The organism is Roseivirga misakiensis, from assembly GCF_001747105.1.
GTDB lineage: Bacteria > Bacteroidota > Bacteroidia > Cytophagales > Cyclobacteriaceae > Roseivirga > Roseivirga misakiensis.
Genome location: NZ_MDGQ01000005.1, coordinates 564,907 through 579,777, shown reverse-complemented (window position 1 = coordinate 579,777; position 14,871 = coordinate 564,907). Strand labels below are relative to the sequence as shown.

Here is a 14,871-nt window from a genome sequence, read left to right as displayed (position 1 = left end):
CCTACCTGTTAGAGCAGTCTCAATACCTTATCTAGCGCCTCATTTCTGTTCTCCCCATTCCAGATAGCCATTAATTTAGTGCGTTGTGGTAAGTGATCGAGCGAGATAAATTCAACGTCCAGATCGATACCTCCTTGTAAGGCTGAAGGCACAATGGCTACACCGAGTTGGCGCTCCACTAATCGAAAAATACTATTGGCCTGAACCGATCGGTGCGACACTTTTGGTTTAAAGTTATGATCCGAAAAAATACTCATGATATTGTCGTAGTACTCTTGGCTATAGTCATTGGAAAACAGGATAAATGACTCATTTTCGAATTGATTGAGATGCTTAAAGTCCTTTGGTTGAATCGGGTGTTGACCAGAAACAACCAACGAAAAAGAATCTTCCATCACCACTTTTTGTTGGTAACCATCGTGGACACTTTCAAGCCTTACAAAACCGATATCCAACTTATCATTGGCAATTGCATTCAATTGATCCTTATTATTCAATTCATCGAGTGAGGCATGAATAGTGGGGAATTTTAGACTCATCCGCTCAAGCAAACTAGGAATTATCTGTTGCATGGCTGATCCAACAAAACCAATCCGAATTTCACCTTCCTCGCCCTCACCTTTTCTTTTGGTAGCGTCAACCACCCGATCCAAATGATTCATTAAATACTCTGCTTCTTGCATAAAATACTCCCCTGCAGGGGTTAAGGAAACACTCCGTTTGGTACGTTTCAAAAGCTTAGTATCTAATTCCTCCTCTAGCTGCTGAATCTGCTTAGTCAAGGCCGGCTGGGTTATAAACAATTTGTCTGCCGCTCTGCCAAAATGAAGCTCCTTACCGAGCGCTAAGAAGTATCTCAAATGCCTAATTTCCATTGATAACTAATAGTTATTAATACATAAATATATATCATTTATAAGAATTAATTATTCCGAGTAGATTTGATTCAGAAGCCTTTAAGAATCAGCCTATGGAAACATTCAACTATGGTATCGATCGTTTGACAAATAGCCTTGCCCTAAAAATAGCGCAAGGCGAAGTCAAGGGTATTTTGTCTGAAATTGCCGAAGCCAAAGTCTTAAAAAGTGCTCAGCATGTGCAAGACATCACTGAAAAGGGAACTACGGTTTATGGCATAAATACGGGTTTCGGGCCACTTTGCACAACACTCATTTCGGAAGAAGATACGAAGACGCTTCAGTACAATATCCTGAAAAGCCACAGCGTAGGTGTGGGGAAACCCATTTCAAATCAGCTGAGTAAACTGATGATGATTTTGAAAGTCCACTCCTTGGCACAGGGCTTTTCTGGTATTCAGTTAGCCACCCTGAAAAGAATAATTTGGCATATTGATAATGATGCACTCCCTTTAGTTCCCGAGCAAGGTTCTGTGGGAGCTTCAGGAGATTTAGCCCCATTAGCGCACCTTTTCTTACCATTGATTGGACTGGGCGAAGTACACTACCAAGGTGAAAAATTAACAGGGCCAGAACTCTTTCAAAAAGCAGCGCTTGAGCCAGTAAATCTTGGTCCAAAGGAAGGATTAGCGCTCATTAACGGCACACAATTCATTGCCGCACACGCTATAGAGGTAGTAGATAAACTGCACAATTGCCTTACCCATGCCGATATTATCGGGGCCATGATGATTGAGGCGCTTCAAGGATCAATCAAGCCATTTAGTCCAGAACTTCATGCGCTCAGGCCGTTCAACGGTAATATCCATGTAGCCCATCGGGTAAAAGCCATGCTCACAGGCTCTCAAATATTAGAAGCTCATGTAGACTGCGATCGTGTACAGGACCCCTATTCTTTACGCTGCATTCCGCAGGTTCATGGCACATCGCGAAACACTTGGTCGCATTTGAAAACATTGACGGAAATTGAACTTAATGCGGTCACAGATAACCCCATCATCTTCAGCCCAGAAGACACTATAAGTGGCGGTAATTTCCATGGGCAACCACTAGCGCTACCATTGGACTATGCGGCACTCGCAGCCTCGGAGTTAGGCAATATTTCAGACCGACGTATATACCTCTCTTTAGAAGGGAAAATTGCTGGCCTGCCACAGCTACTCATGAAAGACACTGGTATAAATTCAGGCTTTATGCTACCTCAGTATACTTCGGCGGCACTCGTAAGCGAAAATAAGAGCCTATGCTTTCCTGCCAGTGCGGATAGTGTACCTACTTCTTTGGGACAAGAAGATCACGTGAGTATGGGGTCGATTTCTGGTAGAAAAGCCATGCAAATCATCAATAATCTTGAGCAAATCTTAGCCATAGAATTACTTTGTGCTGCACAGGCATTTGACTTCCGAAGACCATTAAAATCAAGCACAATTCTAGAGGCTTGCCATGCACACACGAGAAGCAAAATCGATCACGCCGAAAAAGATAGAATCTTCGCAAAAGACATCGAGAAGGCACATGCCATTATAGAATCTCGAGAGTTACCCAAGCACTGCAATGCAACGCTAGAAAGTGAATTTCAAAACGAATTTGAACAGTATTAGCCATGAACGATTTTCAGCAAGAAATTTTAGAGGGAATTCCAGAAAAACTTCCTCAAGCGCCAGTATTCGATCAGCAAGTGAGTCGTGCGCCCAAAAGAAAAGATATTCTTTCCGAAGCTGACAAAAAGCTAGCTCTTCGTAATGCACTGAGATATTTTAAAGAGGAATGGCATAAAGAGTTGGCGCAGGAGTTCTTAGAAGAGTTAAAAAGATACGGAAGAATCTACATGTACAGGTTTATGCCCAAATCTTCTATTTACGCAAGGCCAATTGAAGAATACCCCGGCAAGTCTCTCCAAGCCAAATCGATCATGCTCATGATCCAAAACAACTTGGACCCAGCCATTGCACAGCATCCTTATGAGCTAATTACCTATGGTGGCAATGGTGCCGTTTTTCAGAATTGGGCCCAGTATAGATTGGCAATGAAGTACTTGTCTGAAATGACAGACGAACAGACTTTAGCCATGTATTCTGGTCATCCTATGGGTTTATTCCCCTCAGGGACTAACGCTCCACGAGTGGTAGCGACGAATGGTATGATGATCCCCAATTACTCAAAACCAGATGATTGGGAGAAATTTAACGCACTTGGCGTCACCCAATACGGCCAAATGACAGCAGGTTCTTACATGTACATCGGTCCACAGGGAATTGTACATGGCACCACCATTACAGTTTTAAATGCTGCCCGCATGAAACGCCCTAATGGAGATTTTAATGGACTTCTTTTTGTCACTTCTGGCTTAGGAGGCATGAGTGGCGCACAACCCAAAGCAGCGAAAATTGCAGGCGTAGTTTCAATAACTGCAGAAATTAACCCTAAGGCAGCCCATAAACGACACGAGCAAGGTTGGGTCGATGAATTGGTAGAAGATTTAGACTTATTGTTAGATAAAGTAGAAGCTGCCCGAAAAGCGGGAGCTAATACATCCTTTGCCTATTTAGGGAACATTGTGGATTTATGGCAGGCACTTGCCGATCGCAACGTAACGGTAGACTTCGGTTCGGATCAAACCTCTTTGCATAATCCTTGTGCAGGAGGTTACTACCCGACGGGGATGTCTTACGAAGCAGCCAATGATATGATGGCCAATAAGCCTGAAGACTTCAAAAAAGAAATTTACGCCACCCTTAGAAAACATGCATCGGTAGTAAATCATCATACGGACAACGGCACTTACTTCTTCGATTATGGAAATGCCTTTTTGCTCGAGGCAGGTCGAGCAGGAGCAGATATTTTCAAAGATTCAAAGGCTAAATCGGGTGAATTTAAATACCCATCTTATGTACAGGATATTATGGGGCCTCTATGCTTTGATTATGGGTTTGGGCCCTTCCGTTGGGTTTGCGCCTCGGGTAATGCCGAAGACCTAGACAAAACAGACCAAATTGCAGCTGAGGTACTAACGCAAATGCTCAACGAAGCACCAGAAGAGATCAAGCCTCAATTACAGGACAATTTACACTGGGTAAAAGAGGCTAAAGCCAATAAATTAGTCGTTGGTTCGCAAGCCAGAATATTATACGCTGACGCGGAAGGGCGAATGAGAATTGCAGCGGCCTTTAACCAAGCTATTGCAGCTGGAACAATTGGACCAGTTGTTTTAGGTCGAGATCATCACGACGTCTCAGGAACAGATTCACCGTACCGAGAAACTTCTAACATCTACGACGGCTCTCAATTTACTGCGGATATGGCGGTACAAAACTTTGTAGGCGATTCATTCAGAGGCGCTACGTGGATTTCCTTACACAATGGCGGTGGAGTTGGCTGGGGTGAAGTTGTAAACGGTGGCTTTGGCATGTTACTCGATGGATCAGAAGAGGCTGACAAAAAACTTAGAAACATGCTCTTTTGGGATGTAAACAATGGAATTGCCAGAAGAAACTGGGCACGGAACCCTAATGCCATGAGCACTATTGAAAGAGCCATGCAAAAAGAAAAACAACTGAAAGTTACTCAGCCAAACTTGGTTGATGATGCTTTGTTAAATGACTTAAAAGTTTAGAAGCTCGAAAACCGTATCTTCAACTATGCAAAAAGTCTTTATCAACATAGGTAATCTCGCTCAAGTGAGGGCATCTGAAAGCAATATATTGAGAGGTACTCTAATGGCAGACGTCCCTTCGATCGATAACGCATGGCTCAAAACTAAGGACGGCATCATCGAGGATTATGGCCCAATGACCGAACTTCAAGAGGACTCAGCCTATGAAACGATAGACTTAAATGGCCAAATGGTGACTCCAACCTTTGTCGACTCGCATACACACCTTGTCTTTGCCGCAGATAGGGATGAGGAGTTTGTGATGAAGATCAAAGGAATGGGCTATCAGGAAATTGCCGAAGCTGGCGGCGGCATCCTCAATTCGGCCCGAAGACTACAAGAAACGCCCTTTAACGAGCTATTGGCAGGCGCAAAAAGGCGATTGGAAGCCGCCATTTCTACTGGAACGGGTGCGATCGAGATAAAGAGTGGCTATGGACTCACCATGGAGGCTGAGATTAAAATGCTCCAAGTGATTGCGCAACTCAAGCAAGACTTTGACATACCAATCAAATCGACATTTCTAGGCGCACATGCTTTCCCCACGTCCGACCATGATAAATACATGGATACGCTGCTACAGGAAATGCTACCTGAGATTTATTCGCAAAAGCTAGCTGACTACATTGACTGTTTTTGTGAAAAGGGCTATTTCAATACGGATCAAATGTGCCATCTTTTGGAAGCAGGTGAAAAGTACGAGCTAAAACCCAAAGTACACGTAAACCAGTTCAACGCGATAGGTGGCGTGGAGAAAGCAATAGAATTTGGTGCTATTTCAGTCGATCATCTTGAAGTTTTACCAGATGAAGAGATCAGTTTATTAAAAGACTCAGATACTATTCCCGTGGGATTACCAGGTTGCTCTTTCTTCTTAAATATTCCATTTACACCTGCCCGCAAAATCATTGAAAACGGTTTACCATTAGTACTTGCATCGGACTTTAACCCGGGCTCAGCCCCATCGTTCAACATGAGTACTATCAACAGTCTAGCGGCCATAAAAATGAAACTTTTACCAGAAGAGGCCTTCAATGCTACTACACATAATGCGGCTTATGCCTTAGAGTTGGCAGACGAGGTTGGGAGTATTACCAAAGGTAAGCGCGCCAACTTTATAGTAGGCAAACCGGGTAAAAACCTAAACTCAATTTCTTACAATTTTGGAGTAGACTGGATCGAAAGTGTCTACATTAATGCTAAGAAGGTCTAATTGGGTAAAGCCTCTAATACGAACCCTTTACCATGAATATTAGTGATTTTGACCGATGGGTCTTCTTCTAAATATTTTCTGAGCTTGTGGATGAATACATCCATGCTTTTTCTGTTGAAGAAGTCACTCTCTCCCCAAAGGATCTTCAGGGCCTTGTTTCTATCTAAAACCTGATTTTTCTTTTCGCAGAGGAGCTGTAAAAGCCGAGCTTCCTTAGTCGTTAATCGATGCACCTGTTCGCCGATAGAAAGTAACTGATTTGCATAATCGAAATGATACTGCCCAATCTGGTAGCTACCATTTTTACTTTGGTTTTCCGAATCATTAGTAACACGTTTTACGATGGCTTTCACTCTGGCTATAAAAAGTTCCTCATCGATCGGTTTGACGACATAATCATCACATCCTAAGCGAAAACCTTTCAACCGATCTACTTTTAAACTTTTAGCGGAAAGAAAAATAAATGGGACATCGGGATCGTGATCTTGAATCTCCTTCGCCAAGGTAAAGCCATCTTTTACAGGCATCATGACGTCCAAAATACAGAGATCATAAACCTGTTGTTTAAACGCCTGTAAGCCTAATTCTCCATTTTGAACCCACTCGACATTAAAGTCATTGATTTCGAGATATTCCTTCAGAATATACCCAAAACTATCGTCGTCTTCTACCAAAAGTATGTTTCCCATAACTATGCTAGTGGAAAGTAAATTCGAAACTCACTGCCTTGATTGACTTTGCTTTTTAAGTTGATATTACCACTATGCGCCTCTATTATTTTCTTCACGTAACTGAGGCCCAAACCGAACCCTTTCACATTGTGAAGATTGCCCGTTTCGGCGCGATAAAATTTATCGAAAATGTATTTCTGAATTTCTTCTCCAATACCGATTCCATTATCCTTAACCACCATTTCAATCCCTTTTTCACCATCAAATGTAAGTATTGATATTTCGGGTGTTTCGGGTGTATACTTGAGTGCGTTATCCAAGAGGTTGTAGATGATATTTAATAAATGGGTCTCGTCTGCGAGCACCATAGATTGCGTCGCGCGAAGATCTAATTTTATACTACCATTTCTCTTTTTCACGACAATATCCATACTGTCCACCACGCGCTGAATGGCCTCGTGAATATCAATTTGCTTTTTATTGAGCGTGAAATTGCCAGAGTCTATCATGGCAATTTGCAACACCTTGTCTACCTGTCCTTCCAGACGTTTGCTCTCATGATCTATCAGATTCAAATAATTGGCTTTTTTCTGCTCGGTTATCTCATCATTATCTCTTTTGAGCATGTTGGTGGCCAAAGAAATTGAAGCGATCGGTGTTTTGAACTCATGCGTCAGATTATTAATGAACTCGTTCTTAATGACAGAGAGCTTCTTCTGTCGCTGAATGATGATAAGCGTGTAAGCGAAACAAAACAGGAGAAGCAATATGAAAACTATGGAAAGGATGATTGCTCCGCTGGACTGTGCAAAAACGTAGGCTTCTCTTCCTGGAAAAAACACTGCCAAATGATATTCTCCATTACTGTCAATTCCATCGGAACAGGTCAATGTGGACCAAGCGTGCCCTCTTTCCTGAGGGTTTTCACAACTCGTCAATTCAAAATCCAGACTAGTACCTTTATCGCCCAGTACAAAGTTAAAACCAGTGCTTTTCCTATTGACATCATGCTCGTAAATAGCATACTCATAAGGCAAATCGAGGGCATATGTCTGAAATACACCATCAATTAAGGCACGCATTTTTTTGTCAATAACTGAATCGTTGAGTTCCCCTGACTTCCTTAACTTCTTGACCGCTTTATATAATTCATCGGTATATGTTTTATCTCTTAAAAATTCCTCCCCGATCATTCCACTGCAAAGGTCAACTTTTTGAAGAAATATATCTCTATTGGTCTTAATAGACGATTTCAGGTTTCTAATTTGCATCACTGAAAGGCCAACTAGCGCGATTGTGGCTAGACCAATTACTAAGCCGATGGATTTTCTTGAGAGATTCATATCGATAGCGTAATCGAAAATACGTGATCTTAAGACTTGATGTTAGATTTTAACTTTTGCTTAACCAATTTAAACTTTCTATAGCCAAGCTTAACTCCTCGTTAATCGACCTTAGACAAGGGCCAGCGTATGTTTGATTAAACACTCGCCCAATGGTCAAAATATTTTTCAACCTAGTCAAAAGAAACTTTTTAAAGGACAAAGTCCTAAACACGCTTAGCCTTTTGGGATTGTCACTAGGGCTTACCGCAAGCGCGCTCATCTTACTCTTTGTCGATCATGAATTAAGCTTTGATACATTTCATGCCGATGCTAAGAATATATATCGCATAGAAGCCCAAACGAATAGCCCTTCATGGTCTTCTAATCTAGGAATTGAACATAATCGGGAACTTATCTCTGGAAAATATCCTGAAGTAGAGTCCATAGTCGAGGTAATTAATTCTAACAGAATATTCTTATCATTTTTGGACAAGGGCTTTTGGGAAAGCAATGTGAAGCTTGTCGCTCCGGGCTCTGATTTCTTTCACTTCTTTGATTTTGAGTTAATAGAAGGCAACAGACAAACACTTCTTGATGTACCCAATGCAGCGGTTTTGACTAAATCTACGGCAAGGAAGTACTTTGGTGAATCACCAGCTATTGGCAGAGTACTGAAGTACGATACCCAATTACTAAAGGTCACTGGCGTGATTGCCGACCTACCAACAAATACACATTTAAGTTTTGATATCATCTATACCAATGGCACTGCATTTACGCAAGACCATTATCATGCAGATTCTTACATAAAACTCAGCAATAATGTACTTCCCGAAACCATGGAAGACAAAATTATGGCCATGGAAGGAGTGGCTGAAGACGAATTTCATGAGCTTACCGATGTTAAGCTTTTACCGATTGCTGATATCCATTTCAAATCACAGGCTGACTTTGGGTCTGGCGCCAGCGGAGACATGCTTCAGCTCTCAATTTTCATGGTGATCGGTTTACTGATATTATTAATTGCTACCGCCAACTACATTAACCTTTCGATGGCCATTTTTTCGAGTAAATCCAAAGAAGTTGGAATGAGGAAGGTACTTGGCGAATCGAAGTCAGGCATTACTAAATCTTTCTTTTTAGAGTCGTGCATAACGATTTTTATGACTATTCCTTTGGCACTCCTTGGGCTAGGACTCCTGCTACCAAAACTCAACCAATTCATGGGGCTCAACATGGAGAATAAGTTTTTGTCCTCCCCGACCTACTGGCTAATATCAGTACTGTTCGTGGCCGTTCTTTCTTTCGCAACGATTATTTACCCTGCCTTAACACTGACCCAATCCAAAGTCAGCACTTTACTAAAAAGCAAAGTCTCTATTCACTCTTCAAGTGGCATAAAACTGAGAAACATCCTCATCTTTTTCCAATTCGCTCTGCTCTTTACCCTTGGCATATCTGCTTGGTTTATGAATCAGCAAATCAGCTATTTAGACAACAAGGACATGGGCTTTGAAACGGAGAATATTGTCAAAATAACCAATGCTTACGAACTGGGAGAAATACCTGATTACTACCTATTTAAAAATGAGTTAAAACGATCGCCTCAGATTTCAGGGGTGACTTTCGGGCCGATGATCGGGGATGGAAGCGATCCTTTGGCCTATAAACCTGAAGGGCAAAATGAAATCTTTGAGAACCTCCTCTCCTATGGTGTTGACGTCGATTATTTCGATGTGATGGGCATTGAAATCTTAGCCGGTGATTTTAAAAATACGCTGAATTCTGCCGATTCTGGACAAGTTATTTCTGTGGTAAACACACGATTTATAAATGATCTCGGTTGGCAAGATGACCCTATTGGAAAGAAGATGATCCTTCGGCCGGGAACAGAAAACGAATTAAACAGAAAGGTGACTGCAGTTTTCAAAGACTTCCATTACTTCTCTTTAAAAGAAAAGATTTCGCCACAGATCATCAGCCTTAAAATCGACCCAGATTTTATCAATACAAACATTCTTGTAAGAGCATCGAATAATGACTTAAAGGCGACTGTTGAGGCGATAGAAAGTGCTTGGCAAAAAATTCAATCAGACGTACCAATGCAGTATGAGTATATGGACGACGCAGTCAAAAGGCTCTATAAAAAAGACAAACAAACAGGCCAAATAACCATCCTTTTTTCACTTTTAGCCGTCGGACTATCGTTTCTGGGCCTCACTGGATTTATGGTGTATATGATTGGGCTAAAATCGAAAGAAATTGCCGTTAGGAAGGTGCTTGGTGCTACGCTACTGCAAGTAATTGCGCTACTCAACAAACAATTATTCACCCTGATCTTGATCTCGGCCATTATAGGAAGCGCATTGAGCTTTTTATTAATCGATACTTGGTTGCAAGATTATGCATATAGCATACCATTGAGACCAACAACCTTTGTTTTAGCCGCCTTGATTGTCTACATGATTGTATTTCTAATTACGAGTTTACAGTCACTTAAATCAGCTCAACTGAACCCGACGAATGCACTTAAAAATGAGTAGGCGTCAAAAATGGATATTCTTTGGACTCCTGGCTTTTCCGATCGTCTTATCACTAAGCTTTAGAGCTTTAGATAACCATGCTGTCCATCAACGAATCATATCACAGCAACAAGAGCGGTTGGAAGGTTCAAAAGAACAGACAATCGACCCAAATAAGGAGTTAGAAGAAATTGGGACATCGTTAATTTGCAGGAAAGAATATTCCAATTAAACCACTATTCACAATCTTTTAAATCGCACACGCTCTCAAAACCAAAATTTATTTTGGTTTAAATAAGGGTTCATAGGTCTATATATTGTTTAATCGGTAAGACGGCCGTCTTCATTCGCTTTCCACATTCATTTATGGAATGCGTTGACAAAGTGCATCATGATATCAATGATGTTAATTATCCATCCTTAAATCAACGCTTATGAAACCCTTAGCATTACTTATTGTAATGTTCATGGCCGTCAATTTGGTACATGGACAAGTCGAAGTTGAATCCAAGATTATTTCAGCCAAAGTTTTTACACAGGGTGCTGAATTGAAAAGAACTGCCGCCTTGGATTTAAAAGCGGGCAAAAATGAAATCAAATTGGTGGGACTATCGGCCAACCTTGATCCAAAAACCATTCAGATTTCAGGTAAGGATATCACAATCTTATCGGTAAGACACGAAAACGACTTTATAGAAACGAATAAGCCTGAAAAAGTAGAACTTCTGTCTAATAAGAAAGAATCATTACTCGATTCAATTGATTTGGCAAACGTTCGATTATCTATTCTGAATTCAGAAACTGAAATACTTAAAAAAAACATGAAAGTGATAGGTAATGAAGGAATTGGTAATTCAGACTATAGGGGAGCGATAGAGTATTTTGAATTAAAATTCGAAAAAAACGCTAATCTCAAGTTTGTTTATGAAAGAAAAAAAGCTGAATTCAAAGATGAGATAGAGCTTATTGAAAAGCAGATCAAGTCTTACAATTCAAAAGAGGAACAACCAACTTCCAACATTCTATTGACGGCTTCATCAAATCAATCTGGTTCGAGAAAAATTAGTATTAGCTATGCATTGCCAAATGCAGGTTGGTATCCATCTTATGACATAAGGGCCGTAAACACATCAAAACCATTATCACTGACCTATAAGGCGAGGGTTTTCCAAAACTCAGGAGTGGACTGGAAAGAAGTAGCCTTAATCCTAAGTTCTGGAAACCTTGAATCAAGTGGTACTGCACCTACCTTGTTACCTTTTAGGTTAGGCAGCCATAATCAAATCTACAGTTATGGCTCAGGTCAAGCCAAAGGTAGAGTTATTTCGAGCGATGATGGACTTCCTTTAGTACACGTAAATGTAGCCGTTAAGGGAACTACTCTAGGTACTGTAACTGATGTCAACGGCGATTATGACATACAACTCCCAAACGGATTTAATACACTAGTATTTAGCTACTTAGGTTATGTGAGTCAAGAAATAAAAGTTGGTAAAGATCCAAGAATTAATGTTACACTTGTACCAGATGTAACGTCACTTGGAGAAGTAGTTACCTCTCTTGGTTATTCAACAAGCGGCGTAGCTGTTTCAAGAAAAGAAAAAAGACAATTACAAGAGTCAAGCTTAAGTGATATCGAGATTATAGATTACCAAACTTCATTTGTATACGAAATCAAGCACCCTTATTCTATTCCGAGCACAGGACAAACTGAAACGGTAGAAATTCAAACGTTAGAGGTTTATGCCGACTACATTTACTCTACTAGCCCAAAGGCCAAAGAGAATGCTTATTTAGTGGCCGAAATCCCTGAGTGGGAAGAATTGAAACTTCTAGATGGAGAGTCTAACCTCTATTTTGAGGAGAGTTTCGTTGGGAAATCTATCATAGACACCAACATCGGCAGAGATACCCTAGATATTTCCCTAGGGAAGGATGAAGGGATTGTAGTTGGTCGAAAAAGACTCAAGGAATTCGAGAAAAACAAAGTCTTTAGTAATAAGAAAAGGGATGAAAGAACCTTTGAAATCACCATCGTGAACACTAAATCGACAAAGGTTAATATTAATGTGTACGATCAAGTTCCAATCATTCCTAATAAGAATTACAAGGTAAATATTGTGGACATTGCAGGTGCCGAACACGATAAGGAAACTGGTTTACTCACCTGGAACATAGCACTCGAGCCTGGTGCCAAAAAGATAATCAAGTTCAGTTATAGCGTTGACTATCCTAAATACATGAACCTGGATATTGACTAAAAATACGAGGAGTGATTTTTATAAATCACTCCTCTCCCAATACTTAAAATGAGCTATAACGATACTCTGCCATCTTCTATTCCAACACTTGATCAACCTAAAATACCGTCAGAAAAACGACTCAGCATCGAGCAAAAAACGATTGTTTTTGAAGGAACTAAATACAGTAGCTATTTGGAAGAATTAATGTATGACTCGTGCCTCTCAAAATGAAACAACGATCTAAGGCTATTTCAAACTTTAATAACTCCTTCTTTTATGGCTTTCACGATTAATCCGGCTGTATTCTTAACACAGAATTTCTCGATTAAACTTTTGCGATGCCCTTCTACAGTTCTATGACTGATAAATAATTTTTCAGCCATCTCTTTGGCGGTAAACTCTTGACAGATTAACTCTAGAACTTCCAATTCGCGTGAAGTTAGCGTCGCAGAATTTTTGAGTACTGGTCTTTTAGGGTTTTGATTCTTTAGACCATGAAGCATTGCCTCTGAAACCATTTTATTGAAGTAAAAGCCCTCACTATACACCTGACGTATGGCTTTTTCAAGCTCCTTGGGGCTTGTATCTTTCATCAAGTAACTATTTGCTCCCAATTCCATTAAATAAGAAACCATTTTAGGGTCGCTATGCATTGTCAAAATGACAATCCCGATAGATGGATAGCCCTCTCTTATCACCTTCAATGTTTGAATACCATCCATTTCAGGCATATCAAGATCTAAAAGCAAAATATCAGGTACTTTTTCGGCTAAATTATTCAATAGGCTCATTCCATCTCCGAACTCTTGCAACATTGAAATACCATCCATCTGGTCCAATAAAAATCGAATACCCTCTCGAAATAGTTTATGATCATCCGCTATTGTTACCTGAATGTCATTCATCAGTTAATAGGTTTTTCATTGTATTCGATGATAGATTAAGTGAAAGTCCCGAATTAGTTTCATTAAATACTAGTTCACCATTCATTAAACTCAATCTACTTTCTATATTACTAAAGCCAAGTCCATTACGTTGATCCGACTCCTTCATTCCTACCCCATTATCAGCATATTTCAGCGATAACTTATCTCCGTCCCCAAAAAGCTCGAGCTCAATGGAATCTGCATTGGCATGCTTAATAGTATTGTTAACCAACTCCTGAATTATACGATACCAATTCAACTGATACTCTCTACTTACTTCTCCCTTCAGATCACAATCAAAATTCACTTTGATCAATCCAGAAATATTTAATTGATCTCTTATACTGGCAACAGCAGCTTCTAAACCTAAATTCTCTAAAACTACTGGCCTTAAATCATGAGATACCCTCCTAACACTCGCAATTGTACTTTCTAAAAGGTCAAAAACTCTAAGTTTTAGATCATCGAAAGTTTTCTTTGATGAATCCTGCGCAAGGTGTCTAAAGTAAAGTTTTGAGGTGGTAAGTAAGGCTCCTATTTCATCATGCAAATCTTGACCAATTCGATTGCGCTCCTTTTCCTGACTAAGTAGGTTAGAACGAAGGAGTTGCCGTTGATATTCCTGTTCCTTTTGTTGATACTCTTTTTGTTGTCTCAGTATTCTGCGCTGATAGGCCAAGAAGAAGAAAATGACTCCCAAGGCAAGTACAAACATACCCAACATGGCGCCTATAAGTAATTCTATTTGATTTAGTTCTTCGGCCTGACGCATAGTCCTATAGCGTAAAAAGACATTAAAATGATGTTGAGTGCCGTATTTAAATTCCAATAATTATTCTCTATGAATTCAGGAGAGTCAATGAGATCATTAATGAAAACAAAAAGTAATAAAGCGCCTGAATAATATAACAACACCCCCATATTGAACCATACGATAGGATTACGTTCAGGAAAAGGACCTTCCGGGTATTTTAAAAGTTGATAAAAACTTGAAAGGCTCAGAAAAATAAAAGTGCCATATGAGATAACAATCGCATTACTAGTAAAGACGCCCTCTTCTTGAATAAATAGGCTATTGACAACACTAAAAACTAAGAAACCTACTTGGAGATATTGAAAATAGCGTTGTTTATACAATTTACGTAATACCCTTTTATATACTTCTGTAACAGCTAAAAAGTGAATTGGTACATAAAAATGTGTCAACCATAAATCAATCCCCATGGCACCCGATAGTTTAGCGAGGTAGTCGTGAATTACTACGACAATTACCACACGAGCGATAGTTCGTTGAATAGCGGTAAACCGATCCCATCTGAGAACTGGAATAACAGATAGTATTACCACTTGGATATAGTATAAATCGTTTGGCCAACTCATAGGCTTTCTAAGCAAAGAAGCA

Annotated in this window: 12 protein-coding genes; 6 read left to right on the top strand and 6 right to left on the bottom strand. The window is 40.2% G+C overall.

What is annotated here, in order from left to right; all coding sequences use genetic code 11:
• Positions 1 to 8: 8 nt before the first annotated feature.
• Positions 9 to 875, bottom strand: a complete 867-nt coding sequence (locus BFP71_RS10325) for a LysR family transcriptional regulator (RefSeq protein ID WP_069835395.1) — start codon at positions 873 to 875, stop codon at positions 9 to 11.
• A gap of 95 nt (positions 876 to 970) precedes the next feature.
• Between BFP71_RS10325 and hutH the strand changes: the two genes are divergently transcribed.
• Genes hutH through hutI form a run of 3 tightly spaced genes read left to right on the top strand, consistent with a single transcriptional unit; the run spans position 971 to position 5,782 of the window.
• Complete coding sequence (gene hutH, locus BFP71_RS10320) at positions 971 to 2,518, top strand: histidine ammonia-lyase (protein ID WP_069835394.1); 1,548 nt, start codon at positions 971 to 973, stop codon at positions 2,516 to 2,518.
• A gap of 2 nt (positions 2,519 to 2,520) precedes the next feature.
• Positions 2,521 to 4,530, top strand: a complete 2,010-nt coding sequence (locus BFP71_RS10315; RefSeq protein WP_069835393.1) for a urocanate hydratase — start codon at positions 2,521 to 2,523, stop codon at positions 4,528 to 4,530.
• Positions 4,531 to 4,555: 25 nt separating this feature from the next.
• Positions 4,556 to 5,782, top strand: coding sequence for an imidazolonepropionase (gene hutI, locus BFP71_RS10310; RefSeq protein ID WP_069835392.1), 1,227 nt, complete (start codon positions 4,556 to 4,558; stop codon positions 5,780 to 5,782).
• On the opposite strand, the gene BFP71_RS10305 is transcribed toward hutI, so the two are convergent.
• Complete coding sequence (locus tag BFP71_RS10305; protein ID WP_069835391.1) at positions 5,779 to 6,471, bottom strand: response regulator transcription factor; 693 nt, start codon at positions 6,469 to 6,471, stop codon at positions 5,779 to 5,781. The genes hutI and BFP71_RS10305 overlap by 4 nt on opposite strands.
• Positions 6,472 to 6,473: 2 nt before the next feature.
• On the bottom strand, positions 6,474 to 7,796 hold the full coding sequence (locus BFP71_RS10300; protein ID WP_069835390.1) for a sensor histidine kinase: 1,323 nt from the start codon (positions 7,794 to 7,796) through the stop codon (positions 6,474 to 6,476).
• A 152-nt stretch (positions 7,797 to 7,948) separates the two neighbouring features.
• On the opposite strand from BFP71_RS10300, the gene BFP71_RS10295 reads away from it, so the two are divergent.
• The 3 genes from BFP71_RS10295 (at position 7,949) to BFP71_RS10285 (ending at position 12,561) form a co-directional block, all read left to right on the top strand.
• Positions 7,949 to 10,321: an ABC transporter permease gene (locus BFP71_RS10295; protein ID WP_069835389.1), complete on the top strand. Its 2,373-nt coding sequence runs from the start codon at positions 7,949 to 7,951 to the stop codon at positions 10,319 to 10,321.
• Positions 10,314 to 10,532, top strand: coding sequence for a hypothetical protein (locus tag BFP71_RS10290; protein WP_141719731.1), 219 nt, complete (start codon positions 10,314 to 10,316; stop codon positions 10,530 to 10,532). The genes BFP71_RS10295 and BFP71_RS10290 overlap by 8 nt, the downstream gene beginning before the upstream one ends.
• A gap of 202 nt (positions 10,533 to 10,734) precedes the next feature.
• Complete coding sequence (locus BFP71_RS10285; RefSeq protein WP_088124981.1) at positions 10,735 to 12,561, top strand: DUF4139 domain-containing protein; 1,827 nt, start codon at positions 10,735 to 10,737, stop codon at positions 12,559 to 12,561.
• A 233-nt stretch (positions 12,562 to 12,794) separates the two neighbouring features.
• Here BFP71_RS10285 and BFP71_RS10280 read toward each other — a convergent pair whose 3' ends face one another.
• From BFP71_RS10280 to BFP71_RS10270, 3 genes are read right to left on the bottom strand one after another with little or no spacing between them, the layout of a single operon-like run.
• On the bottom strand, positions 12,795 to 13,448 hold the full coding sequence (locus BFP71_RS10280; RefSeq protein ID WP_069835386.1) for a response regulator transcription factor: 654 nt from the start codon (positions 13,446 to 13,448) through the stop codon (positions 12,795 to 12,797).
• A complete protein-coding gene (locus BFP71_RS10275; RefSeq protein ID WP_069835385.1) occupies positions 13,441 to 14,241 on the bottom strand; it encodes a sensor histidine kinase in 801 nt (266 codons plus the stop codon). Before BFP71_RS10275 ends, BFP71_RS10280 begins: the two co-directional genes overlap by 8 nt.
• Positions 14,220 to 14,849, bottom strand: a complete 630-nt coding sequence (locus tag BFP71_RS10270) for a hypothetical protein (protein ID WP_069835384.1) — start codon at positions 14,847 to 14,849, stop codon at positions 14,220 to 14,222. The genes BFP71_RS10275 and BFP71_RS10270 overlap by 22 nt, the downstream gene beginning before the upstream one ends.
• Positions 14,850 to 14,871 lie beyond the last annotated feature (22 nt).